Annotated in this window: 27 protein-coding genes and 1 tRNA gene; 11 read left to right on the forward strand and 17 right to left on the reverse strand. The window is 64.4% G+C overall.

The features are described from left to right. Positions 1–5: 5 nt before the first annotated feature. Positions 6–1,580, reverse strand: coding sequence for a 2-polyprenylphenol 6-hydroxylase (gene ubiB / locus LB520_RS06230; protein ID WP_224636833.1), 1,575 nt, complete (start codon positions 1,578–1,580; stop codon positions 6–8). 43 nt (positions 1,581–1,623) lie between these two features. Beyond that, positions 1,624–2,400: a bifunctional demethylmenaquinone methyltransferase/2-methoxy-6-polyprenyl-1,4-benzoquinol methylase UbiE gene (gene ubiE / locus LB520_RS06235; RefSeq protein ID WP_224636835.1), complete on the reverse strand. Its 777-nt coding sequence runs from the start codon at positions 2,398–2,400 to the stop codon at positions 1,624–1,626. 168 nt (positions 2,401–2,568) lie between these two features. Between ubiE and LB520_RS06240 the strand changes: the two genes are divergently transcribed. From LB520_RS06240 to LB520_RS06250, 3 genes are all read left to right on the forward strand, one after another. After that, positions 2,569–3,543 (forward strand): adenosine deaminase, encoded by a 975-nt coding sequence (locus tag LB520_RS06240; RefSeq protein ID WP_224636837.1) that lies wholly within the window; start codon positions 2,569–2,571, stop codon positions 3,541–3,543. Positions 3,544–3,723: 180 nt separating this feature from the next. Beyond that, positions 3,724–4,353, forward strand: a complete 630-nt coding sequence (gene upp / locus LB520_RS06245) for a uracil phosphoribosyltransferase (RefSeq protein WP_027165262.1) — start codon at positions 3,724–3,726, stop codon at positions 4,351–4,353. 207 nt (positions 4,354–4,560) lie between these two features. Continuing rightward, complete coding sequence (locus tag LB520_RS06250; protein ID WP_224636839.1) at positions 4,561–5,127, forward strand: TIGR02281 family clan AA aspartic protease; 567 nt, start codon at positions 4,561–4,563, stop codon at positions 5,125–5,127. 108 nt (positions 5,128–5,235) lie between these two features. Here LB520_RS06250 and deoA read toward each other — a convergent pair whose 3' ends face one another. From deoA to LB520_RS06280, 6 genes are all read right to left on the reverse strand, one after another. Beyond that, positions 5,236–6,552: a thymidine phosphorylase gene (gene deoA, locus LB520_RS06255; protein ID WP_224636840.1), complete on the reverse strand. Its 1,317-nt coding sequence runs from the start codon at positions 6,550–6,552 to the stop codon at positions 5,236–5,238. After that, positions 6,552–7,355 (reverse strand): purine-nucleoside phosphorylase, encoded by an 804-nt coding sequence (locus LB520_RS06260; protein ID WP_224636841.1) that lies wholly within the window; start codon positions 7,353–7,355, stop codon positions 6,552–6,554. The genes deoA and LB520_RS06260 overlap by 1 nt, the downstream gene beginning before the upstream one ends. A gap of 13 nt (positions 7,356–7,368) precedes the next feature. Beyond that, positions 7,369–7,761, reverse strand: coding sequence for a cytidine deaminase (gene cdd / locus LB520_RS06265; protein ID WP_095766692.1), 393 nt, complete (start codon positions 7,759–7,761; stop codon positions 7,369–7,371). Positions 7,762–7,838: 77 nt separating this feature from the next. After that, the gene (locus LB520_RS06270; protein ID WP_140846328.1) at positions 7,839–8,810 is read right to left on the reverse strand and encodes an ABC transporter permease; all 972 of its coding nucleotides are present in this window, start codon (positions 8,808–8,810) and stop codon (positions 7,839–7,841) included. 1 nt (position 8,811) lies between these two features. Further along, complete coding sequence (locus LB520_RS06275; RefSeq protein ID WP_224636842.1) at positions 8,812–9,951, reverse strand: ABC transporter permease; 1,140 nt, start codon at positions 9,949–9,951, stop codon at positions 8,812–8,814. Then, positions 9,948–11,480: an ABC transporter ATP-binding protein gene (locus tag LB520_RS06280; RefSeq protein WP_140846326.1), complete on the reverse strand. Its 1,533-nt coding sequence runs from the start codon at positions 11,478–11,480 to the stop codon at positions 9,948–9,950. The genes LB520_RS06275 and LB520_RS06280 overlap by 4 nt, the downstream gene beginning before the upstream one ends. A 253-nt stretch (positions 11,481–11,733) precedes the next feature. On the opposite strand from LB520_RS06280, the gene LB520_RS06285 reads away from it, so the two are divergent. Both LB520_RS06285 and LB520_RS06290 read left to right on the forward strand, forming a co-directional pair. Continuing rightward, on the forward strand, positions 11,734–11,943 hold the full coding sequence (locus LB520_RS06285; protein ID WP_140901446.1) for a SlyX family protein: 210 nt from the start codon (positions 11,734–11,736) through the stop codon (positions 11,941–11,943). A gap of 22 nt (positions 11,944–11,965) precedes the next feature. Then, positions 11,966–12,367, forward strand: a complete 402-nt coding sequence (locus LB520_RS06290) for a hypothetical protein (RefSeq protein WP_095766258.1) — start codon at positions 11,966–11,968, stop codon at positions 12,365–12,367. Here the strand turns inward: LB520_RS06290 and LB520_RS06295 are convergent. From LB520_RS06295 to LB520_RS06310, 4 genes are all read right to left on the reverse strand, one after another. After that, positions 12,362–12,817, reverse strand: coding sequence for a GNAT family N-acetyltransferase (locus LB520_RS06295; RefSeq protein ID WP_140846324.1), 456 nt, complete (start codon positions 12,815–12,817; stop codon positions 12,362–12,364). The genes LB520_RS06290 and LB520_RS06295 overlap by 6 nt on opposite strands. A gap of 67 nt (positions 12,818–12,884) precedes the next feature. Beyond that, positions 12,885–13,874, reverse strand: a complete 990-nt coding sequence (locus LB520_RS06300) for a BMP family protein (protein WP_095766256.1) — start codon at positions 13,872–13,874, stop codon at positions 12,885–12,887. Positions 13,875–14,098: 224 nt separating this feature from the next. Beyond that, positions 14,099–14,425 (reverse strand): hypothetical protein, encoded by a 327-nt coding sequence (locus LB520_RS06305; protein WP_224636843.1) that lies wholly within the window; start codon positions 14,423–14,425, stop codon positions 14,099–14,101. Positions 14,426–14,510: 85 nt separating this feature from the next. Then, positions 14,511–15,212, reverse strand: coding sequence for a hypothetical protein (locus tag LB520_RS06310; protein WP_224636844.1), 702 nt, complete (start codon positions 15,210–15,212; stop codon positions 14,511–14,513). A 455-nt stretch (positions 15,213–15,667) separates the two neighbouring features. Between LB520_RS06310 and LB520_RS06315 the strand changes: the two genes are divergently transcribed. After that, positions 15,668–15,757: transfer RNA gene (locus tag LB520_RS06315), tRNA-Ser, on the forward strand. A gap of 16 nt (positions 15,758–15,773) precedes the next feature. On the opposite strand, the gene LB520_RS06320 is transcribed toward LB520_RS06315, so the two are convergent. After that, the gene (locus LB520_RS06320; RefSeq protein ID WP_224636845.1) at positions 15,774–16,004 is read right to left on the reverse strand and encodes a KTSC domain-containing protein; all 231 of its coding nucleotides are present in this window, start codon (positions 16,002–16,004) and stop codon (positions 15,774–15,776) included. Between the two features lie 95 nt (positions 16,005–16,099). Here LB520_RS06320 and LB520_RS06325 point away from each other — a divergent pair, with 95 nt between their 5' ends. The 3 genes from LB520_RS06325 to LB520_RS06335 all read left to right on the forward strand — a co-directional run bounded on the left by LB520_RS06325 (position 16,100) and on the right by LB520_RS06335 (position 18,460). After that, complete coding sequence (locus LB520_RS06325; RefSeq protein WP_095766252.1) at positions 16,100–16,711, forward strand: alpha-ketoglutarate-dependent dioxygenase AlkB; 612 nt, start codon at positions 16,100–16,102, stop codon at positions 16,709–16,711. Between the two features lie 83 nt (positions 16,712–16,794). Further along, a complete protein-coding gene (locus LB520_RS06330) occupies positions 16,795–17,190 on the forward strand; it encodes a hypothetical protein (protein ID WP_095766251.1) in 396 nt (131 codons plus the stop codon). A gap of 79 nt (positions 17,191–17,269) precedes the next feature. Then, positions 17,270–18,460: an NADH-quinone oxidoreductase subunit D gene (locus tag LB520_RS06335; RefSeq protein WP_140846319.1), complete on the forward strand. Its 1,191-nt coding sequence runs from the start codon at positions 17,270–17,272 to the stop codon at positions 18,458–18,460. Positions 18,461–18,537: 77 nt separating this feature from the next. On the opposite strand, the gene LB520_RS06340 is transcribed toward LB520_RS06335, so the two are convergent. Beyond that, a complete protein-coding gene (locus LB520_RS06340; protein ID WP_095766690.1) occupies positions 18,538–18,972 on the reverse strand; it encodes a hypothetical protein in 435 nt (144 codons plus the stop codon). 300 nt (positions 18,973–19,272) lie between these two features. Between LB520_RS06340 and LB520_RS06345 the strand changes: the two genes are divergently transcribed. Continuing rightward, a complete protein-coding gene (locus LB520_RS06345) occupies positions 19,273–19,455 on the forward strand; it encodes a hypothetical protein (RefSeq protein WP_095766249.1) in 183 nt (60 codons plus the stop codon). Between the two features lie 41 nt (positions 19,456–19,496). Here LB520_RS06345 and LB520_RS06350 read toward each other — a convergent pair whose 3' ends face one another. The 3 genes from LB520_RS06350 to LB520_RS06360 are packed head-to-tail and all read right to left on the reverse strand — an operon-like array spanning position 19,497 to position 21,947. Beyond that, complete coding sequence (locus LB520_RS06350; RefSeq protein WP_224636846.1) at positions 19,497–20,288, reverse strand: sugar isomerase domain-containing protein; 792 nt, start codon at positions 20,286–20,288, stop codon at positions 19,497–19,499. A gap of 22 nt (positions 20,289–20,310) precedes the next feature. Continuing rightward, positions 20,311–21,078: a GntR family transcriptional regulator gene (locus tag LB520_RS06355; RefSeq protein ID WP_140846317.1), complete on the reverse strand. Its 768-nt coding sequence runs from the start codon at positions 21,076–21,078 to the stop codon at positions 20,311–20,313. Next, complete coding sequence (locus LB520_RS06360) at positions 21,075–21,947, reverse strand: ROK family protein (RefSeq protein ID WP_224636847.1); 873 nt, start codon at positions 21,945–21,947, stop codon at positions 21,075–21,077. The genes LB520_RS06355 and LB520_RS06360 overlap by 4 nt, the downstream gene beginning before the upstream one ends. Positions 21,948–22,227: 280 nt before the next feature. Between LB520_RS06360 and LB520_RS06365 the strand changes: the two genes are divergently transcribed. Further along, positions 22,228–23,520, forward strand: a complete 1,293-nt coding sequence (locus LB520_RS06365; RefSeq protein WP_224636848.1) for an ABC transporter substrate-binding protein — start codon at positions 22,228–22,230, stop codon at positions 23,518–23,520. Positions 23,521–23,544 lie beyond the last annotated feature (24 nt).

Consider the following 23,544-nt stretch of genomic DNA (forward strand, 5'->3'; position numbering starts at 1 on the left):
GGCGGTCAGAGCAATTTCCATGCTACGTAGATCAGCGTCAGCGCGATCACCCACAGCGCCACGCGGCCGGAGCGGGTGTGGCGCGCTTCTGCTCTCCCTATCGCGCGCGCGGTCGCTTCGTCGAAGCGCAGGCCGTTTTCCGCCATCAAATCGATCTCGCGCGACAGCCGCTCGGTGCGTGCCACAAGATCCGGCGCCTGCCTTGCCAGCGACACAAGGGCTCTGCCCGCGTCGCGCGCGTCGGTGAGCATGCCGCGCGGGCCGAGATTGCCCGCGATCCAGTCGCTGACCACAGGCTCGGACGTCTTCCACATGTTGAAGGCCGGATCGAGCGTGCGGGCGACGCCTTCGACAACCACCATGGTCTTCTGCAAAAGCACCAGCTCAGTCCGCGTCGCCATATCGAACAGCTCGGTGACTTCGAACAGCAGCGTCAGCAGCTTCGCCATCGATATGGTCTCCGCCGACTGGCCGTGGATCGGCTCGCCGATGGCGCGGATCGCCTGCGCGAAGGCCGAGACATTGTGCTGGCGCGGCACGTAGCCCGCCTCGAAATGCACCTCGGCGACGCGCTGATAGTCGCGCACGATGAAGCCGTAGAGGATCTCGGCGAGGAAGCGCCGCTCCTTCTTGCCGAGCCGGCCGGCAATGCCGAGATCGACCGCGACGATGGTGCCGTTCGCCTCGACGAACAGATTTCCGGGATGCATATCGGCATGGAAGAAGCCGTCGCGCAACGTGTGCCTGAGGAACGACTGGACCAGATTGGCGGCGATCGCCTTGAGGTCGTGGCCGGCGTCGGCAAGGCCGGCGAGATCGTTCATCTTGATACCGTCGATCCACTCCATGGTGAGGACATCGCGTCCGGTCCGCTCCCAGTCGACCGCCGGCACGCGGAAGCCCGGATCGTCCTTGGTGTTCTCGCCGAGTTCGGAAAGCGCGGCTGCCTCGAGCCTCAGATCCATCTCGATTCTGGTGGTCTGTGCCAGCGTCTCGGTCACTTCGACCGGGCGCAGGCGACGCGACGCGGGGATGTATTTCTCCTGCAGGCGGGCGGCAAGGAAATAGCTTTCGAGATCCTGGAAGAAGCGGTGCCGCACGCCGGGCCGGATAACTTTCACCGCCACCTGCGAAGCGCTACCCTCGCGCACGATTTCGGCGCCGTGCACCTGCGCGATAGAGGCCGCCGCCACCGGTTCGCCGAAGCTCGAATAGAGATCGTCGATCCTGCGACCGAGCGAGGCTTCGATCGCATGGACCGCCTCCGCTCTCGGGAAGGTATGCATCTTGTCCTGCAAAAGCGCGAGGTCCAGCGCCATGTCGTTGCCGACGACATCGGGCCGCGTCGCCAGGAACTGGCCGAGCTTGACGTAGGAAGGTCCGAGCCGCACCACTGCCCGCGCCAGCCTGTCGCCCCGCTGATAGCTCAGCGCCCGGCGGCGGGTGAAAAGCCGCGCCACGCGCCAGCCGAATTTCGGCATTCCGGAAAGCTCTTCGCCCGGCAGCGCCGCGACGACGCCCTCGCGGACCAGCACCCAGCCGGCCCTGGCGAGCCTGAAGGCGGCAGCGACGCTGCTCATAGCGCTGCCTGCTTCAAAGCGGCCTGCTGCAAGGTGCCGCGCCTCAAAGCTTCCAGCCGGAATGAAGGGCGGCGATGCCGCCCGAATAGTTGCGGAAGGTGACGCGGTCGAAGCCGGCGCGGGTGATCATTGCTGCGAAATTCTGCTGGTTGGGGAACTTGCGGATCGATTCGACGAGATAGGAATAGGGCTCGCCATCGCCGGTCACCGCCTTGCCGATTTTGGGGATGGCGTTGAACGACCAGGCCTCATAGGCCTTGTCGAGCAGCGGCATGTCGACCTCCGAGAACTCCAGGCACAGAAACCGTCCGCCCCGCTTCAGCACCCGATAGGCTTCGTCAAGAGCGACCTCGATGCGCGGCACGTTGCGTATACCGAACGCAACCGTATAGGCATCGAAGCTGTCGTCCTCGAACGGCAATTCCTCGGCATTGGCCTCGACGAAGTCGGTGCTTGCGGCAAGCCCCAGCTTCTCGGCGCGGTCGCGGCCGACGGCCAGCATCGAGCCGTTGATGTCGAGCACCGTGGCATGGGCCTGGCGCTGGCTGGCCTCGATGATACGAAAGGCGATATCGCCGGTGCCGCCGGCGACATCGAGCACCTTCCAGCCTGCCTTTTTGGGAGGATTCAGCCAGGCGACCATCGCGTCCTTCCACAACCGATGCAACCCGGCCGACATCAGATCGTTCATCAGGTCGTATCGATTGGCCACCTTATGGAAGACGTCGTTGACCAGGGGCTGCTTCTCGCCTTCCCCGACCTTCCTGAAACCATAGGAGGTTTCCATGCCGCCCGCGGCCGTGGTTCTCTCAACCGACATTATTTTGATCCGCCATAAAACCGGCGGGACCATAGCCGATCGATGGTGCCGACGCTATTGTCCAAGGCGCGGTTTTCGGCCGCGCCTTCAAAACCCGGCAGGGAAAGGCCACGCATGATTTTCCGGCCAGAATCTGCGCGAGAGCAGCACATCGGACGGGATGACCGCATGATTTTGAAGGCCGAACTGCACTGCCACATCGAAGGGGCGGCGGCGCCCGAGCTCGTCGTCGCCCAAGCCCGCAAATACGGCAAGGACCCTTCGCCCTACATCCGGGACGGCTCCTTCGTCTGGCAGGACTTCACCTCGTTTCTCGCGGCTTACGATTTCGCTTCCGACCTGTTTCGCACGGAGGAGGACTATGCCCGCCTCGCCGACTACTATCTGACCAGCCTCGCCCGCGACGGTGCCATCTATTCCGAGATTTTCACCTCGCCGGACCATGCCAAAAAGGCCGGCCTGTCGCCAAAAGCCTATACGGATGCGCTGGGCGAAGGCATGACCCGCGCCAAGGCCAAGACCGGTATCGAGGGCCGCATGATCGTCACCGGCGTGCGCCATGTCGGGGTCGAGGCGATCGAGCAGGCGGCGCGCTTCGCGGCACGCTGCGGCCACCCGCTGGTGACCGGTTTCGGCGTCGCCGGCGACGAGCGCATCGGCGACTTCGAGGATTATGTGCGCGCCTTCGAGATCGCGCGCGAAGCGGGTCTCGGCATCACCATCCATGCCGGCGAGCTGATGGGCTGGGAAAGTGTGGCGGCCGCCCTCGACCAAATCCGCCCCTCCCGCATCGGCCACGGCGTTCGCGCCATCGAGAACCCTGACCTGGTCCGCCGCATCGCCGCCGAAGGCGTGGTGCTGGAATGCTGCCCGGGCTCCAATATCGCGCTGAAAGTATTCGACAGCTTCGCCGACCATCCCTTTCCGGCGCTGCGCGCAGCCGGCTGCAAGGTGACGCTCAACTCCGACGACCCGCCCTACTTCTGGACCTCGCTGAAGCGCGAATACGATATCGCCGCCGAGCATTTCGCCTTGAACGACAAGGCGCTCGCCGGGATCACCAGAACGGCTATCGAAGCGGCCTTCGTGGACAAGAAGACCAAGGCGGTGCTGCTAAGCCGGTTGGACGCGAAGGTGCGGTGAGTGAGTAGGGGAGTAGGGGAGTAGTCGGTAGTCAGTAGTTATGCATTTGGCCGAGCGCGCATAGATCGGTTGAAGGCCGGAGCTTTCCCCGAGGCGAGGACTCGCAAATCGGCTCACTATTCACTACTCACTACTGACTACTGACTACTGACTACTACCCCGAACCAGTCGGAGCACATCATGCAGGGCGTCACCGTCGTCGACCATCCCCTCGTCCAGCACAAGCTGACCATCATGCGCAAGAAGGAGACCTCGACGGCCGGCTTCCGGCGGCTGCTGCGCGAGATTTCGCTGCTGCTCGGCTATGAGGTGACCCGCAATCTCGAGCTGACCACGACCATGATCGAGACGCCGATCGAGGAGATGGAGGCACCGACGCTGGAAGGCAAGAAGCTGGTCTTTGCTTCGGTGCTGCGCGCTGGCAACGGCCTGCTCGAGGGCCTGCTCGACCTGGTGCCGGCCGCACGCGTCGCCCATATCGGCCTCTACCGCGACCACGAGACGCTTGAAGCGGTCGAGTATTTCTTCAAGGCGCCGAGCGATCTTGCCGACCGCCTGGTGATCGTCGTCGATCCGATGCTGGCGACCGCGAATTCCGCGATCGCCGCGATCGATAAGCTGAAGGGGCGCGGCGCCACCAACATCCGCTTCCTCTGCCTGCTTGCCGCCCCCGAAGGCATCGAGCGCTTCACCAAGGCGCATCCGGACGTGCCGATCTTCACCGCCTCGATAGACCGGCAGTTGAACGACAAGGGTTACATCATGCCGGGCCTCGGCGACGCCGGCGACCGCATGTACGGCACAAAGTGAGCGCCGTTCTTAACTGGCCGTTTACGCAAGCTTGCGGTTCCCCACACGCGTTAAAGTCGCACACACCATATCGGCATAAGGATGCAGGCCTTCGGGAGCAATTCCAGCAAAAGTGTGAAGCGGTTTTCCTTTCGGGATTGCTCCAAACCAAAGGGATAGAGCGGTTCAACGTTTTCGTGAAACGGTGAAAACGCTTTAGGGGCATCCATGCTGCGCAAGCTTCTCATCCTCGGCATCTTTGCCGGAACTTCGGCTTCTATTCCGATCGTCTATCAGGCTAACCCGCATCTGGTGGACGGGCTCCTGGAATCGGTCGTCGCCCCGCAGCCGGCGGCCCCGGAGGCTCAGCCCCTGGTCAATCTCGCTTCGGTCCCGAACAAACCAGCCGCGCCGATGCCGCTCGGCCGCCAGGTGCTGGTCAACGCCGATGCGCGCGGCCACTTCACGTCGCAGTTCAAGCTCAATGGCCGCCAGATCGATGGCATGATCGACACCGGCGCGACGCTGGTCGCCATCAACACCTCGACGGCGCGCAGGATCGGCGTCTCGCTCAATCCGTCCGACTTCAATCGACAGGTGAACACCGCCAACGGCGCGGTAAAGGCCGCCGTGGTGACGGTAGACCACCTGCAGATCGGCAAGATCTCGGTCGATAACGTCCAGGCGATGGTGCTCGACGACAGGGCGCTGCAGACCAACCTGATCGGCATGAGCTTCCTGCAGCGGTTGCAGAAATACCAGGTCCAGGACGGCTCGCTGCTGCTCGTTCAGTAAATCCGACGTAAACAATTCCAGGAAAAGTGCGCAACGGTTTTCCGTCCGGAATTGCGTCAGCCACAAAGGATAGAGCAGTTCACCGTTTCCGCGAAACGATGAACTGCTCTAGCGCGGCAGTATCCGCCTGAGCACGGTCTTTTCGGCGGGCGGTTTGGAACCGCCGATCGCATAAGCAGCTCGCACGGCCGCCGCCGCTGCCTCGGCCTCCGCATTGGTACGGGCATGCACCAGCGCCAGTGCCTCGCCCGGGCGCAGCTCGGCGCCGACCGGCAACAGCCGGGTCAAGCCGACGGCATGATCGATCGTGTCGTCCGGACGGGTACGGCCGCCACCGAGCGTGACGACGGCAAGCCCGATATCGCGCGTGGCGATGCCGGTCACGAACCCATCCTGTTCCGCCTTCACGGCCAGTTCGACGGGCGCAGTCGGCAAATATTTTTCCGCGTTCTCGATGAAATCGGCGGGACCGCCAAGTGCGGAAACCATTCGCGCGAAGACGGCCGCCGCACGGCCTCCGGCAAGCGCTTCGGTGGATCGCCTGATGCCGTCCTGGTTGGACGAGACGAGCCCCGCCGACTGCAGCATCTCGGCCGCCAGCGCCAGCGTCACCTCCTCCAGCCGCCGGTCGCGATATCGCCCGGTGAGGAAATCGACGGCATTCTTCACCTCGACCGCGTTGCCGGCGGCCGAGGCCAGCGGCTCGTTCATGCCGGTCACCAGCGCTGAGGCGCTCAAGCCGGCGCCATTGGCGACCTCGACCAGGCTGTTCGCCAGAGCGACGGCATCGCGCGACTTCTCCATGAAGGCGCCGTTGCCGACCTTGACGTCGAGCACCAGCGAGCCCAAGCCCGCGGCAAGCTTCTTCGACAGGATCGAGGCGGTGATCAGCGGGACCGATTCGACCGTTCCGGTGACGTCGCGGATCGCGTAGAGCCTGCGGTCGGCCGGCGCGAGATCGGCGGTCTGGCCGATGATGGCGCAACCGGTCTCGAGCACCGTCTTGCGGAAAAGCGCCACGTCCGGCTGGCTGGCATAGCCGGGGATGGCATCCATCTTGTCCAGCGTGCCGCCGGTGTGGCCGAGCCCGCGGCCCGAGATCATCGGTACACAGGCGCCGCAGGCCGCGACGATCGGCGCCAGCATCAGCGAGACATTGTCGCCGACGCCGCCCGTGGAATGCTTGTCGGTGACAGGGCCCGGCAGGTCGGACCAGTCGAGCACATCGCCGGAATCGCGCATCGCGATCGTCAGCGCCACCGCTTCCTCGCGGCTCATGCCGTTGAGGAACACGGCCATCGCGAAAGCGCCGACCTGGCCCTCGGAGATGATGCCTGCCGTCAGCCCCGCGACGAAGGCCGCGATCTCGTCGGCCGAGAGCTTGTGGCCGTCGCGTTTGCGGCGGATGATCTCCTGCGGCAGCATCAGTCGGGCAAGCCGTCCTGGAAGACGCGCCGCAGGATCGTCGCCAGCCGCGCGCCGCCGATAGGCGCCATATCCTTGGTTTCCTGGTGCGAGAGCTCCGCTCCGGTCATGCCAGCCGCCAGGTTGGTGATGACCGAGCAGGCAGCGACCTTGAGCCCGAGGAAGCGGGCAAGGATGACCTCCGGCACGGTCGACATGCCGACGGCGTTGGCACCCATGACGCGCGCCATGCGGATCTCGGCCGGCGTCTCGAAGCATGGCCCGGAAAACCACATATAGACGCCCTGGTGCAGCGCAGTTCCCGTTGCCTTCGCCGCTTTCTCGATCGCGCCGCGCAAGCCGGCGTCATAGGCCTCGGTGAGGCCGACGAAGCGGCGGTCGCTCGGCTCGCCGATCAGCGGGTTGGAGCCGGAGAAATTGATATGGTCGGTGATCAGCATCACCGAACCCGGCCCCATTTCAGGATCGACGGAGCCGGCGGCATTGGTGAGGATCAAATGCGAGATGCCGATGCCGGCAAGCACCTCCAGCGCCGGCCGCATCGCCGCGGCATTGCCATGCTCGTAATAATGCGCGCGCCCCGACAGCATCAGCACCGGCGTGCCGGCGAAATGCCCGGCAACCACCTCGCCGGCATGGCCGGAAACACCGCTGCGCGGGAAGCCTGGCAGTTCGGCATAGGAGATGCGCCTGGTATCCTTGACCTGGTCGACCAGCCCGCCCAGGCCCGAGCCCAGCACGAGCGCCGCGGTCGGCGCCAGTCCGTCCAGTTTCTCGACCAGATGATCCAGCGCTTCCTTCATTTCAACCCGCTCTTCATTTCAAGATGTCGCCCCTGAAGCCGTAGGGCAGCATGTCGCCCATGGTCACCGTCTCGGCCACGCCGGCGTTGTCGCAGAGATAAAGCTTCGTGTCCGGCCGGCAGAATTCCGCCAGCCGCTGCCGGCAGCCGCCGCATGGCGAGCATTTGGCCATGCGTTCGGCGATCACCGCGATCTCCACGATCCTGCCGCCGCCGCCCATGATGTAATGGCCGAGCGCCGTCGTCTCGGCGCACCAGCCTTCCGGATAGGATGCCACCTCGATATTGGCCCCGGTGAAGACGCGCCCGTCCTCGGTACGCAGCGCTGCCCCCACAGGGAACTTCGAATAGGGCGCATAGGCCTTTGCCATCGCCGTCTTCGCCGCCTCGAAAAGATCATGCGACATCCGGTTCTTCTCTCCCACGATCTTGTTCAAATACCGGTCGCCGCCGCACGAAAATCCCGCCCCGGCATTCTTCGACCTCAGCGTTCCTTCACATAAGGCACGCCGCCGGCGCGCGGCGGGATGGCTTTGCCGATGAAGCCGGCGAGCAGGATGACGGTCAGCACATAGGGCAGCGCCTGCATGAATTGCACCGGCACCTTGCCGATGATCGGCAGCGGCGAGCCCTGTAGGCGGATCGCCGCAGCATCGAGGAAACCGAACAACAGGCAGGCGAACATGGCGTTGACCGGCTTCCATTTGGCGAAGATGAGCGCGGCCAGCGCAATATAACCCTTGCCCGCAGTCATGTCCTTCACGAAGCCGCCATTCTGCACCATGGAAAGATACGCGCCGGCGACGCCGGTGAGGATGCCGGTGCAGATCAGCGCGCGGTAGCGCAGCCAAGCGACCGAGATGCCGGCGGTGTCGACCGCGGCCGGGTTTTCGCCGACCGCGCGCATCCTGAGACCGAAGCGGGTGCGAAACAGCACCCACCAGGTGAACGGCACCATGGCGAAGGCGAAATAGACCAGGATCGAATGGCCGGAGATCAGCTCGGCATAGATCGGGCCGATGATCGGCACGTCCTTGATCGCCTCGGCGCCGGGCCAGACGATCGCCTCGAAGCGTTCGGCCGGCTGCAGCGCCGGCGTGCGCCCGCCCTGCTGGAACCAGGCCTGGCCAAGGATGATGGTCGATCCGGCAGCGATGAAATTGATCGCCACGCCGGAGACGATCTGGTTGCCGCGATGCGTGATCGAGGCGAAGCCGTGCACCAGGGCGAAAGCGACCGAGATCAGGACCGCCGTGCCGAGGCCGATCAGCGCCGAATGGAAGACGGCGGCGGCCGATGCGCCGGCAAAGGCGCCGACCAGCATCTTGCCTTCCAGCCCGATGTCGAAGATGCCGGCCCGTTCCGAATAAAGACCCGCCAAGCAGGCGAGCAGCAGCGGCACCGAAAGGCGGATGGTCGAATCCAGCACCTGGATGATGGCGTTGAACATGTCCATCTCAGGCCCCCTTACCGTTCACTGCCTGCATGCCGACCGATTTCGGGCTGACCGAGGCGAACAGCGCCTGGATGTAAGGCCTGAACATGTGTTCGAGCGCGCCGGCGAACAGGATGACCAGCCCCTGGATGATGACGATCATGTCGCGGCTGATCGCCGGCATCTCGAAGGCAAGCTCCGCGCCGCCCTGGTAGAGCATGCCGAACAGGATCGCCGCCAGGACGATGCCGACCGGATGCAGCCTGCCCATCAACGCGACCGCGATGCCGACATAGCCGGCGCCGGACACGAAATCGATCGCGACATTGTGCTGGTCGCCCATCACCGGGTTGAGCGCCATCATACCGGCCAGCGCGCCCGAGATCATCATCGCGGTGATGATGATGCGGGTTTCCGATATGCCGGCGTAGCGCGCCGCCTTCGGGCTGTGGCCATAGGTGCGCATCTCATAGCCGAGCCTGGTGCGCCAGATCAAAAGCCAGACCAGGAAGGCCATGACCAGCGCCAGCAGGAAGCAGATGTTGAGGGGTGCGGAACGGATCTTGGCGCCGAACAATTCGATGATCCAGTTGAGCTTCGGCAGCTCGGCGCCGGCGAGGAAATTGCGCGTCTGCGGCGCCTGCGAGCCGGCCGGCTTCAGCGCACCGACCAAGAGATAGACCATCACCGAGGCGGCGATGAAGTTGAACATGATGGTGGTGATGACGATGTGCGAGCCGCGCTTGGCCTGCAGATAGGCGGGGATCAGCCCCCACAGCGCGCCGAACGCCGCCGCGGCCACGATCGCGATCGGAAAGATCGCCCACCAGGGCAGCACGCTGTCGAGGCTCAGGCAAACGAGCGCGATGCCCAGGCCGCCTATATAGGCCTGCCCCTCGGTACCGATGTTGAAGAGGCTGCAATGTGCCGCCACCGCCACCGACAGCCCGGTGAAGATGAAGGTCGTGGCGTAGAAGAGCGTGAAGGCGATGCCTGTGCCCTTGCCGAAGGCGCCTTCGACCAGGATGACGGCGGCACGGAACGGATTTTCGCCGACCAGCATGACGACGAAGCCGGCAACGATGAAGGCAACCGCCAGGTTGATCAGCGGAATCAACCCATAATCGGCCCAGGCAGGCAGCTTGGCGTAAGGCGTGCTCATTCGGCGGCCTCCTGGTGCTCGACGCCGGCCATCAGCAGGCCGAGCTCGCCTTCGGTCGCGTCAGGGCCGCGCTCGCCGACGACACGGCCGGCGAACATTACCAGGATGCGGTCGGACAGCGAGCGGATCTCGTCGAGCTCGACCGAGACCACCAGCACCGCCTTGCCCTGGTCGCGCATGGCGATCAGCCGCTTGTGGATGAATTCGATGGCGCCGACATCGACGCCGCGCGTCGGCTGGCCGACGATCAGCACGCCGGGATCCTGCTCCATCTCCCTGGCCAGCACGATCTTCTGCTGGTTGCCACCGGAGAAGTTCGCCGTCTTCAGCCGCGGATTGCCGGGGCGGATGTCGTATTTCTCGATCTTGTCCTTCGCGTCGGCCATGATGGCATCGACGTCGAGGAACGGCCCCTTGAGGTACCGCTCGTCGTCGTGGTAGCCGAGGATCGAATTCTCGTTCTCCTCGAAGGCGAGCACCAGCCCGACATGGTGGCGATCCTCCGGCACGTGGGCAAGCCCACGGTCGCGCAATTCGCCGGGATCGGCCTTGCCGGTAAGATCGATCGGCTTGCCTTCCAGCATCACCTCGCCGGAAACCGCATGCCGGATGCCGGAGATTGCCTCCAGCAGTTCGGACTGGCCGTTGCCGGCCACGCCGGCGATGCCGACGATCTCGCCGCCGCGCACGTCGAAGGAGACGTTGTCGACCATGGTGACGCCGCGCGAATCCTTCACCGTCAGGTTCTTGACCGAGAGTTTTACGGCGCCAGCGTCCGACTGGCCCTTCTCGACCCGCAGAAGCACGCGCCGGCCGACCATCAGCTCGGCCAGTTCGCCGACCGTGGTCTCCTTCGTCACCCGGGTCGCCACCATCGTGCCCTGGCGCATCACCGAAACCGTGTCGGTGATCGCCATGATCTCGCGCAGCTTGTGCGTGATGAGCACGATGGTTTTTCCTTGATCCTTCAATTGCTTGAGGATGCGGAAGAGGTGGTCGGCCTCGGCCGGCGTCAACACTCCCGTCGGCTCGTCGAGGATCAGGATCTCGGCGCCGCGGTAGAGCGCCTTGAGGATTTCGACGCGCTGCTGCAGGCCGACCGGCAGCTCTTCGATGACGGCGTCGGGATCGACCTCGAGCCCGTATTCGCGCTCCAGCCGGTCGAGTTCCGAGCGCGCTTTGGCGATGCTGCTCTTCAGCAGCACATCGTTTTCGGCGCCGAGGATGACGTTCTCCAGCACCGTGAAATTGTCGACCAGCATGAAATGCTGGTGCACCATGCCGATGCCGAGCGCGATGGCGTCGTTCGAGGTGTTGATCGACACCGGCTTGCCGCCGACATGGATCTCGCCGCTGTCGGCCTGGTAGAAGCCGTAGAGGATCGACATCAGCGTCGATTTGCCGGCGCCGTTTTCGCCGACGATGCCGTGGATGGTGCCGCGCGCCACCTCCAGGTTGATATCGCGGTTGGCGCGCACTGCGCCAAAGCTCTTGTTGATGCCTATGAGCTCGATTGCGGCTTGCGCCATGCAGCCTGTTCCCACTGTTATTTTTTATCGCTTGGTCAAAAGGCCTAGCATGATGCCCCGCTTATGCCAATCGGCCGTTCACTCTCGACAAATCGCCGCGCCCTTGTCAATTTCGAACCTGAGCAAGTTCCGCAAAACTGTCCACGGTTTTGCGATCAGAACCTGCGAGAACCAACAGGGCCTAAGCAGATATTCGGGCATCCCACGAATATCTGCTTGGGTGGAGGCTTCACATTCGAAGGGTCGGTTTTGCATGGCCATGCCTGACGATCGGTTGACGACGCTGGAAATCCGCGCCGCCGAGCAGGAAAAGACCATCGAGGAACTGTCCGGCCAGATCGCCGAACAGTGGAAGGTGATCGAGCGCATGGAGCGCAAGCTCGCAGCCCTCGCCGACCGTTTCCTGGAATTGGAGGAGCAGACCGCCTCCGACGTGCCGGTGACCAAGCCGCCGCATTGGTGAGAAGCCATGGGGAAAGACGGCCATGTCCAGTGAAAGCGACAATGTCGCCAGGGCCGGCGATTATGTCTTTGGCCTGATGAACGACAGGGAACGCGCCCGCGCCGAGCGCGACCTCGAGATTGATCCCGCCTTTCGCGACACGGTGCTGCGGCTGGCCGAGCGCTTGCGCGCCTTCGATCCCGCGGCACCTGAAGGGCGCGACAATCGCTGGGAGCTGGTCACGCAGCGCCTTGCCGAATTGCCGCAGATGCAGGCACGGCTCGCCGGCATTGCCGCCGAGGCCGAACCGCCGCCGCCGATGATCCACCGGCTCGAGCGCAAGCCCTATCGCGTCGGCCTCCATCCGCGCGGCAGGCTTGGCTTTGTTATTGTGCTTGCCCTGCTGGCCGCCTTTGCGCTCGGCTATCTCGCCGGCACGCTATAGCTCATGCGACATGAGAAGCATCGGCGCGCCGTCCTGCTCGAAGGTCTCGACCGCCGTCCATCCAAGCGCCTCGTAGAAGCCGCGCGCCTGCCAGGTGTAGAGATAGAGCTTGCCGATACCGGCCGAGACAGCATGAGCCTCAACGGTTCTGACCAGCGCCGTGCCAACGCCGCTGCCGCGATATCCATCCTCGACGATCAGCCCGGCCAGCCATGGCGAGAAGTCGTGCGGCGAACTGATTTCGCTGCGGACGAGCAGGCAGCTCCCGATCGGCCGGCCACGGTCGCGCGCAACGAAGGCTGCCTCGGAGCCGTCGCCGGCGATCAACCCGCGCAACCCGGCCATGTCCTCGTCGAGTGTCCGGTCCGTGCCTTCGAAGAAAGCCGCGAGGCGAAGCCCCGCGATTGCTTCGACGTCGCCTTCAGCCATGGCCTCGATCGTCGGCCGCATCGTTCCCTCTCCAAAGCGAAACCGCCGGGCGTTGGCCCGGCGGTTCAAACCTTGCTTCAGCCGCAGATCAATACGGGCAGGCGTTGTCGGTGGTGTAGTCGTGCACCTGGACCTTGCCCGAGATGATGTCGGCCTTGGCCTTTTCGACGGCCGCCTTCATCTCATCGGTCACCAGCGCCTTGTTGTTGTCGTCCATGGCGTAGTCGACGCCGCCTTCCTTGAGGCCGAGATTTTCGACGCCGCCTTTGAAGGTGCCGTTCTTGCCGTCCATGAAGGCATTGTAGACGGCAACGTCGACGCGCTTCAGCATCGAGGTCAGCACCTTGCCGGGCTGCAGGCCGTTCTGGTTGGAATCGACGCCGATGCCGAGCTTGCCCGCATCCGCCGCCGCCTGGAGCACGCCGACGCCGGTGCCGCCGGCAGCCGCGTAAACCACGTCGGCGCCCTGGTCGATCTGCGTCTTTGCGATCTCGCCGCCCTTGGCCGGGTCGTTCCATGCGGCCGGCGTGTCGCCGGTCATATTCTGGATGACGTCCGTCGCGCCGGCCGACTTGGCGCCGCCGACATAGCCGCATTCGAACTTGCGGATCAGCGGGATGTCCATGCCGCCGACGAAGCCGACCTTCTTCGACTTCGACGCCATCGCCGCCAGGATGCCGACGAGGTAGGAGCCTTCATTCTCCTTGAACACCAGCGAGCGGACATTGGGCAGGTCGACGGCATCGTCGATGATGGCGAAGTTGAGATCGGTATATTCGGCCGCGACCTTCTTCAGCGCGTCCTCCCAGGCAAAGCCGGCCATGACGATCGGGTTGCGGCCGTCCTCGGCGAAGCGGCGCAGCGCCTGCTCGCGCTGCGAGGCGTTGGAGACCTCGAATTCGACATAGGCGATGCCGGTTTCGGCCTTGAACTTCTCCGCGCCATGATAGGCGGCCTCGTTGAAGGATTTGTCGAACTTGCCGCCCAGATCATAGAGGATGGCCGGCTGGACATCCGCGGCGAAAGCCGGAAGAACCATTGCGGTTGCGGCCAGAAGGCCGAGAACGATACGTTTCATGTGATCCACACCCTGTCGGTTATTTTTCCGTTATGCGCCGCCTGCCCGCCCGGTTCTCCGGCAGGCTTGCGGTGCCAGGCAGGAAGTGTTTTGCCCCTCCCGCTCGCGGTCAATCTGGCACGGCGCGAAACAAAATTCACGTGGAATTTTGACCTGTTGGAAAAAGCGGTTACCGGCGATTTCGCCGTGGCCGTCCGTCCGCAACAGCGTCAAAACAAGAGCCTTCAGGGACTTGGGGCGAATTCCGCGCCGCGGCGCTTGCGCCGGTAGCCGATGGCGTAGAGCAGGAAGGCCAGCACCGCGAAAACAGCAAAACCTGGTTGTGCGAGCACCCATGCGACGGCGCCGTCCCAGACCAGCGGGCTTGCCTTGGTGCGCACGAAAGTCTCGAAGGCCGCACGGGTATCGGGCGAGACCGCGAGCCAGCTTGCATTGAGCGGCGTCAGCACCAGCGAGGAGGCTGCGACCGAGCGTGTCGTATCGATCACCGCCATGATCACCGAGATCGACAGCGCAACCATGGCTGCCAGCCGAAAGATGAAACGCAACATCGACGCTCTCCCCGGGAACGCTCCCGCCTGCCCCGTAAACCGACATAGAGCGTGCGTGGTTTCCGCGCAATCGCGGCCCGTGAAATTAGCGAGCCCGCGCAGGCTTGCGCCGGTTCACCCGCCAGATGGCGAAAATGCCGCCGGCGACCGCGCCGACGATCAGGCCGCCCAGGCCGACAAAAGCCGCGAAAAATCCGCAGGCGCCCTCGAAACAGCTCATATGCGTTAGGTTCGCTATCAGCGAACCGGCGAAGAAACCGGCGCAGGCGCCGATCGCGCCGCCAAGGATGATGCCGAGCAGCGCGGCAAGGATCGAGACGAAGACCGGCGGCCGCTCGGTCTCCGGATTGGCGTAGATCGTCTCGGCGCCGGCCCCGTTGCGCAGCAGGTAAATGCAAAGTAGGCCGATGGCGATCTCGGCGACGGTGAAGCCCAGCGCCTCGGCCGAGAAGACGAAGTCGGACACGAGCAACACATAGGCCTGGCGCACCAGGAGCCAGATGATGATGGCGATCTGCCAGATCGTGTAATGGCGAGGAAAGCGGGCCGACCGGTTGAAGGCAAGGCCAAGCAGGTACAGCCCCCACAGGATGGTGATGACGCCGCCCGTAAGGCCGCCATAGACCAGGAAGAACACGCTGTCGGGCAGGCTGAAGTCGCCGATCAGCCGCCAGGAGGAGATCAGCCCGTAGGCCGACAGCCCCATAACGATGACGAGCCACGCCACCGGGATGAGGGAAAGCCCGCCGTCCGGCCGCCCCGCGGGTTGCTGGTCGATCGATGCCATGTCGGGACGATGCCCCTCGCCCAGGCAATTCCGGGAAAGCCGCCTGGCGACTTTCCGGCGGGAATTGCAAAAAACCGAACCGGCAATTCCAGGGAAAGCTCGCAAGCGTCCGCCGGGACTGCATGAAACAAGATTTGGCGCAGTCGACAGCCGAGCCGAGGCGAAGTCAAGCGTCGCCGGCGCGCCGCCATCGGCCTGTGCACATCATTCGAACGCATCGCCCCCTGAACCCGCCTTTGCGCCCATACACGGCAAAAGCCGCGGCAATGCCAATATGGCTTGGCATTCGCTTTAGGATCGACTAGATGAGCCCCGCGCCTGTTTGCCTAGACGGCTAGCGGTGCCGGGAAGGGTTGCCTGCCGGTTGAGGGCACACCAGATATCTGTTGAGGACTTCCCATGGGAGCATCTCCCCAACCCGCGCGGCAAAACCGGCCGACGCGAGATGCCAAGACGGAGAGGTGGCCGAGTGGTTGAAGGCGCACGCCTGGAAAGTGTGTTTACGGGAAACCGTAACGCGGGTTCGAATCCCGCTCTCTCCGCCATTAACTTCATTGATTTCTATATTTTTTCGGAGCAGGCCGAGTTTTCATGCTCGACCAGGTGATATCTGAAACGGTCGCGAACGAATTCGTTGAAGAACTGCCCTTTTGAGAAGGCCGCCTTGAAAGCCGTGTAGACCTCGGGTCCTACGTCCTCATAGTCATAGCGCTTGCCGGTCGGGACGAACCATACCGAGAGGACCCGCCTCGACGGATCGTAATGGATAGCCCGGATCGCGGTGGAAGGCATGTGCCGCCTCCTGCTTCCAACGCTTAATTCTTCGTGCGCCGCGAGGTTCCGCCGTGCCGGCTTGCACAAGGGGCCCGATTGCCTATCTGAGCCGCATGACATCATTGAAAAACCGAGCTGCCGGCGACGCTTTCCAGGGCGATCTGTTCGGTGGGCCTGCAAGCCAGCCGCCCATGCCCGTGGGCTTCTCCTACCAGCCGGATCTGATTGCCCGCGACGAAGAGCACGAGCTGGTCCGTCATATCCGGGGCCTGCCCTTCAAGCCGTTCGATTTCCACGGCCATCTTGCCAACAGGCAGGTCGTCGGCTTCGGCTTGCGCTACGATTACGAACGCCGCCAGGTCGTGGAAGCGCCGCCCATACCGGACTTCCTGCTGCCGCTTCGCGCCAAGGTCGCCGCTTTTGCGTGCATCCCCGCAACAGAGTTCGCGCAAGTGCTGATCAACGAATATCGCCCGGGCGCGGGCATAGGCTGGCATCGGGACAAGCCGCATTTCGAGCTGGTCGCCGGCGTTTCCCTGCTGGCGTCCTGCAGCTTCCGGCTGCGCCGCAAGAACGGCGCGGCGTGGGACCGTGAAACGATCAAGGTCGAGCCCAGATCGCTCTACCTCATGGCAGGCCCGGCCAGGCACGAGTGGGAGCACAGCATTCCGCCAGTCGAACGCCATCGCTATTCGGTGACGTTGCGGACAATGCGGGCTCTTTAAGCAGCCGCGCCGGCGATTATCCGGGAACCATCGCCGGGCGCCAGGGTTGTGTCGTCAGATTTTCCAGATGGAAAGGAAAGACGATGCGCATGTTGACGATGGTCCTGACGCTGTCGGCAATGGCATTGGCGCAACCCGCTTCCGCTCAACGCGCCGATCCGCAGCCGCCGCAAGCGACGCCCCCTGCCCAGGAACCCATCCCCGGCCAGCCGCAGCCCGGCCAGGACGATGCCGCCCAGAACGTCACCAACATCGTCGTGGTGGCGATGGAGGACCTGCCCTCGGAAGTGAAGGCGCAGGCCGAAGCCATAGTCACCAGGACGACCGCCAAGGAACTGGCCAAGCTGCAGAACTCGGTCGACGCCTCGCCCGAGGCGACGTCGGTTCTGCATGCGAACGGACTGAATTCCTCGCAGGTCGTTGCCGCCAACATCGACGGTGACGGCACGCTGACGCTGATCATCCAGACGACGGCTTGACCTTTGGGGGCATGACGCAGCCGAACGGCGGCCGACGGGCCGCGGTTCGCCTTCGATCCTCACTCTTGCGGAGGCTGTCATGACCGAAGCCGCGGTCCGCAACTTCATGCTCAACTTCGGGCCGCAGCACCCGTCGGCGCATGGCGTGCTCAGGCTGGTGCTGGAACTGGACGGCGAGATCGTCGACCGCGCCGATCCGCATATCGGCCTGCTCCATCGCGGCACCGAGAAGCTCATCGAATACAAGAACTATCTGCAGGCCCTGCCTTATTTCGATCGGCTCGACTACGTCGCGCCGATGAACCAGGAGCATGCCTTCTGCCTTGCCGCTGAAAAGCTGCTCGAGCTGTCCGTTCCCCGGCGCGGCCAACTGATCCGCGTGCTGTTTTGCGAGATCGGGCGGCTCTTGTCGCATCTTCTCAACGTCACCACGCAGGCCATGGATATCGGCGCCCTGACGCCGCCGCTATGGGGTTTCGCCGAACGCGAGAAGCTGATGGTGTTTTATGAACGCGCCTCAGGCGCGCGTATGCACGCGAACTATTTCCGCGTCGGCGGCGTCCACCAGGACCTGCCGGAAAAGCTGCTCGACGACATCTGGGATTTCTGCGATCCGTTCCTGAAGGTCTGCGACAATCTCGAGGGCCTGCTCACCGACAACCGCATCTTCAAGCAGCGCAATGTCGATGTCGGCGTGATCTCGCTCGACGACGCCTGGGGCATGGGCTTCTCCGGCCCCATGGTGCGCGGCTCGGGCGCCGCCTGGGATCTGCGCAAGGCGCAGCCCTATGAATGCTATCCCGAAATGGATTTCGACATCCCCATCGGCAAGCACGGCGACTGTTACGATCGCTATCTGGTGCGCATGGAAGAGATGCGCCAGTCGGTGCGGATCATGCGGCAGTGCCTGGAAAAGCTGCGCTCATCCGATGGCCGGGGCCCGGTCGCGGTGCCCAACCAGAAGATCACGCCGCCGCCGCGCGCCACCATGAAGCGCTCGATGGAAGCGACCATCCATCATTTCAAGCTTTATACCGAAGGCCACCGCGTGCCGCCCGGAGAGGTCTATGCCGCGGTCGAGGCGCCGAAAGGCGAGTTCGGCGTCTATCTGGTCTCGGATGGCAGCAACATTCCCTATCGCTGCAAGATACGCGCGCCATCCTTCGCCCATCTCCAGGCGATGGATTTCCTGTCGCGCGGGCACATGGTGGCCGATGTCGCGGCGATCATCGGCTCGCTCGACATCGTGTTCGGCGAGATCGATCGCTGACGCGGAGGAGAGCCCGGCGCCTCTCCTTCGTCTGCGTCAGCCAGCGAGCCCGACGCGATCCCGCCGACGGAACCGCTCTAGCGCATGAACACCGCTCTCAGCCACGCAAGAATGCCGGCGCCCGGGGAGATCGCCGCGCGCACGCGCGAGGCCGCCCAGCGGGCCGGCATGTTGGCGCCGACATGGCAATGACAGACGACTTCATGCAGCTGCCAGTCGCTCATTTCGAAGAAGCGCTTGGCTTCGCCGTAAGTGTCGTCCCGCAGGCCTTGCGCGCGGAAGATCGGATCCTCGAAAGCGATGGTGATCGCCGAGCCGTCGATACGCATTCTTTGGCGCACATCGGCTGAGGCGTATTCGGTGCCCGCCAGCGCCGTGAGGCGGCGGCCGGGATTTTGTTCAAGAAGCTGCGCCCAGCGCTCGAGGCGCTGACCGCGATTGGCGATGAGAGCCGGTGCTTCGGTGTGAACGTCGGCAACGGCGTTGATCTGATCAAGGGTTTGGTGCTTCACGGCCGTCTCCTGTGTCGGCAGATGGCCCCCGTCCACAACGGGATTTAAGGCGCCGACAGACGCCGGCAAGAGCCGAAACAGGCAGGTGGAATCATTTGATCATTGTCTGCCGCCGTCGCGCGCCGCGATCGTGTTGGAACCATCCGCGGGCGTGGCCGTTCTGCCAGCTTGCGCCGCCGATCGCTCCAGACGAAGCGTCTGAATGCAGCGATCACTCCATCAGTTCAGGTCGGGCAGGACATCCCCGTTTTTGGGATTCGCAGCAGGCCTTGCCAAGGCATCGAACGGAAGGAAAACGCGATGGCCATTCTCCCCAATCCGGACCCATCTCCCACGCCCGTGCCCACGCCGCCGCCCATCCCGGAACCGAAACCGGTGCGCGAGCCGGAGCCGGATCGGCTGCCCGACGAGGAGCCGATCCCCAATCCCGATGAGAATGACGCGCCGCCCAGGCATTCCGCAACCAGGCGGCGCCGGATTTGAACGGCTCGCGGGAGGCGCCTGATGCGCCTCCCGCAGCCTGATCATTCCCCGCGCATCGTCGCCTGGAAGGTCGGCAGGTGCTTCTTCTGCGCCTCGATCATGCGTTCGCGGTAGACGCCGTAGATGACGTCGGTGTCGTGCAGCGTCACGCCCGCAATGGTCGGCGAGGCGAAGACCGGCAGCTCGATGCCGCGCTTCGACAATTGCTCGGCCGTGCGGGCGAGCAGCTCATGCGCCATGATCATCGCCAGCACCGTCGACGAGCCCGACACCGGACGGCTCCAGCCTTCGATCGGCACCACCGCGTCCTCGATCGGCGAGCAGGTGTCGATGACGAGGTCGGCGGCGTCCGCCAGGCGCTTGCCGGAGGAATGCGTGGCCGGCTTGTCGAGATTGTTCTTGCTGGTGACCGCTACGACGAAGATGCCGCGCTTCTTGGCATAGAGCGCGGTGTCGATGCCGGAGGAATTGCGGCCGCTATGGCCGAAGATGATGATGGAATCACCCTTGTTCAGCGGCTGATGGTCGAGGAACTTCTCGGCATATTTCTCGGTCCGCTCCAGCCACAAAAGCTCGCGCACGCCGCCGGCGCCGAGCACGTTGTGCCACATCACGCGCGGGTCGGTCAGCGGATTGAAGCCGACGAAGCTGCCATAGCGCGGGAACATCTCCTGCGCCGGCAGCACCGAATGGCCCGAGCCGTAGAGATGGACGAGCCCGCCGTTTTGCAGCGTATCGGCGAAGCGGCTCGCCGCCCGGCCGAAGGCTTCTTCATTGGCCTTCGATGCCTGTTCGATGAGGACGGCGAGACGGGGAATGTAGAGATCGGACACTTCGGTACTCCTGTTGATCGTGTCAGCTTCTGGTGTTTGGGAGACGGCCGGCGCGCAGCGTCGAGCGTATCTCGTAGCGGTCGCCGCGCATGATCGAGACGGTGAATTCGAACGGGCCGCGCTCGTCGATGGTGATGCGCTCGACGACGAAGGCGGGACTGCCCGCGGGCAGGTCGAGCAGCTCGGCGTCGGCGGCGCTGACCGCGCCGACGCGGTAGTTCTCGCGCGCCTCGGCCGGCACGATGCCGTACTGACGCTCCAGCGCCTCGTAGAGCGAGCCCTTGAGCAGGCCGGCATCGAGAAAGCCCGGCACGCGCGCGGCCGCCAGTTGCGCCGTCTGGATGCCGATCGGCTCGTTATTGCCGAGCCTCAATCGCCGGATCCGCACGACAGGGTCGCCCTCCTCGATCTCCAGCGCGCCGGCCGCCGCCGCACTCGCCGTCGTCAGGCTGCAGTCGAGCAGGCGCGAGCCGGCGACCACGCCGATATTGCCCATTTCCTGGGTGAAGGAGGTGAGCTCGCGCGTGCCGGCGACCAGCGTCGCCGAGCGCACGAAAGTGCCCCTCCCATGCTCGCGCCTGAGCAGTCCGCTTTCCTCAAGATTGCGCAGCGCGTGGCGAAGCGTGATGCGGCTGACGCCGAATAGCGCGCAGAGCCGGTCCTCGGCCGGGATCTGGTCGCCGGTCGCCCACTCGCCGCTCTTGACGATGGCGCGGATCGCCTCCTCGACCTGATACCAGAGCGGCTCCGGCCGCCTGCGGTCCGGCTGCTGAAAGCTCGCTTCGCTCATCGGATCTGTCTCCACCCGCTTCCCGCCTGTCCGGCAAGCGCAGCACCGACCAGGCCGGCGCGGGGGCCGAACAATCCAGGCCTAAGTTCGATGCCGCGCAGATGCGGCGGCAATTGACGCCGTAGCGCCGCGAGCAATGGCGGCGCAATCACATCTAGCGCGTCGGCCAGGCCGCCCGAGACCAGGATGACGCCTGGATCGAGCAACCCGACCGCGCCGGCCAGCACCGTGCCGAGTTGGCGCGCCGGCACATCGAGCAGGGTCTGCGCGGCAAGCTGGCCTGCTTTGGCGGCGGCGATCAGTTGGCTGCCGTCGGCCAGTCCGATCTGTGCGGCAAGGGCGTCCAGCGCACGGCCGGAGGCGACACGTTCCAGCCAGCCGCTGCGATCCTCGCCGTGGTCCCTGACGTCGGCGCTGGCCCAGCCGAAGGAGCAGGCGCCGCCATGCGCGCCGGCGACGATGCCGCCATTGGCCAGCACCGCCGAGCCGATGCCGGTGCCGATGGCCAGCAGGATCGCATCGGAAACATCCTTGGCCGCGCCGTGCGCCGCTTCCGCGAGCAGCGCGATCTGCGCGTCATTGCCGACCGCCACGCGAAGGTCGGGAAACAGCGCCGCGACGTCGACGCCGTCGAGCCAAGGCAGATTCGGTATCCAGCGGCATGCGGAGCCCTCGACAAGTCCCGGCACGGCCAGCCCGAGCGCTTCGGCCTCGCCTGCGGCCGCAAGCGTGCGGACGCGCGTCACGAACGCGTCGAGGCTCGGCGGCGCCGGCTCACGGACCTGGGGCACGAGGGCGCCGATATCGCCCGTATGGACCGCGGCGCGCAGATTGGTGCCGCCGAGATCGATGGCGAGGATCCGTGTCATGTATGGCGGCTCCGGTCAGCATTTCTTCAGATGTCATTATAACGACATGATGCCGCTCGCAAGAGCCACAAAGACGTCGACGGCTACCCTATTGATCGGCGATCGGCCAGGAAACCGCATCTTATCCTGCTGATCTATTTACGCAATCTGAATGGATCGACATCATCGAGTTTTTCATTTGCAAGCATGATCCGCACGTTCGTGTGCGAGAGGGCTTGCGCCTTTGCTGAAAGTTGTCATAACGTCATCCACTCTGGTATGGCTTATGTGGAGGACGCCGATGTCGCTTGCCTGGATCTCGAAGCTTGGATTCGCCGCGGGGCTCATTGCGCTGCCCGCGACCGGCTGGGCGCAATCGGTCAACATCTCCTACCTGACGCATTGGTCGCCGGAGACGGTGGCGCTGCTCGAAGCGGCGGCCAAGGATTTTTCCAAGCAGCACCCGGATGTCGCCGTCACCGTGCGCGCGGTTCCGTTCGGCGATCTCTTGACCACGTTGCGCTCGCAGGGCGGCTCGTCCGATGGTCCGACGATCGGCGGCATCTACGATCTGTGGCTGCCGGAACTGGCAAAGGACAAGCTCGTCGCCCCCGCTCCCGATGCGGTGGCAGCCGAGGTGAAGAGCGCCTGGCCGGCGGGCGTCGTCAGCGCCGCCTCGGTCGGCGGGACGCTCTACGGCATTCCGAACGAGATCGACGTCTACGCGCTGAACTATAACAAGGCGCTGTTCAAGGAAGCGGGCATCGCCGCTCCGCCCAAAACCTGGGCCGAACTCAAGGACACCGCCGCGAAGCTGACCGACAAGGCCAAGGGCCAGCAGGGCTTCGGCATGATCAACTCATGGGCGGCGGGCGTGGTCCATCCTTTCGCCTCGCTGCTCGTCTCCAATGGTGGCAACCTGGTCAAGGATGGCAAGCCGGCGCTGGACAGCTCCCCGGCCGGCGAAACCTTCGCGCTCTATGAAGACTTGATAAAGTCCGGCGCGAGCAATCCGGCGATGGCAACGGCGGACGCCAACACCACGGGCCCGTTCCTCGACAATTTCGTCTCCGGCAAGACCGGCATGATCATCATGGCCAACTGGTGGGAAAGCGCGCTCAAGACCGGCATGGGCGACAAGTTCGCAAACATCGCCACCGCTCCCATCCCTGTCGGCCCAAGCGGCGACAAGCCGCATTCGATCTCCTATTCCTGGATGACCGTCGTCAACGCCAAGGCGGCCGAAGCCGAGCAGAAGGCGGCCTGGGAATTCCTCGCCTGGCTGAACAGTCCGAAGTCCGGCAAGAACGGCGCTTCGGCCATGTCCGACATCTTGATGTCGATGGGCATCCTGCCGTCGCGCACTTCCGACATCGAAGCGCACAAGGACAAGCTCGGCTCGGAGTTCCTGTCCGGCTATGTCTCCGTGCTCGCCGATGCGCGGCCTTTCCCGGTCGTGCTCGGCGGCCAGGAGTTCTCGGAATCCCTGCAGCAGACGCTCGAGGCGTTGCAGTATGGCCAGGTCTCGGCCAAGGATGCGCAGGCGAACGCTCAGGCCGACGCCACGTCGATCCTGGAGCGCGCCGCCAAGTAAGTTCGGGTCGCTGACCGGAAGCAG

This window comes from Mesorhizobium sp. CA12 (assembly GCF_020165255.1).
In the GTDB taxonomy this organism is placed as follows: Bacteria; Pseudomonadota; Alphaproteobacteria; order Rhizobiales; family Rhizobiaceae; genus Mesorhizobium.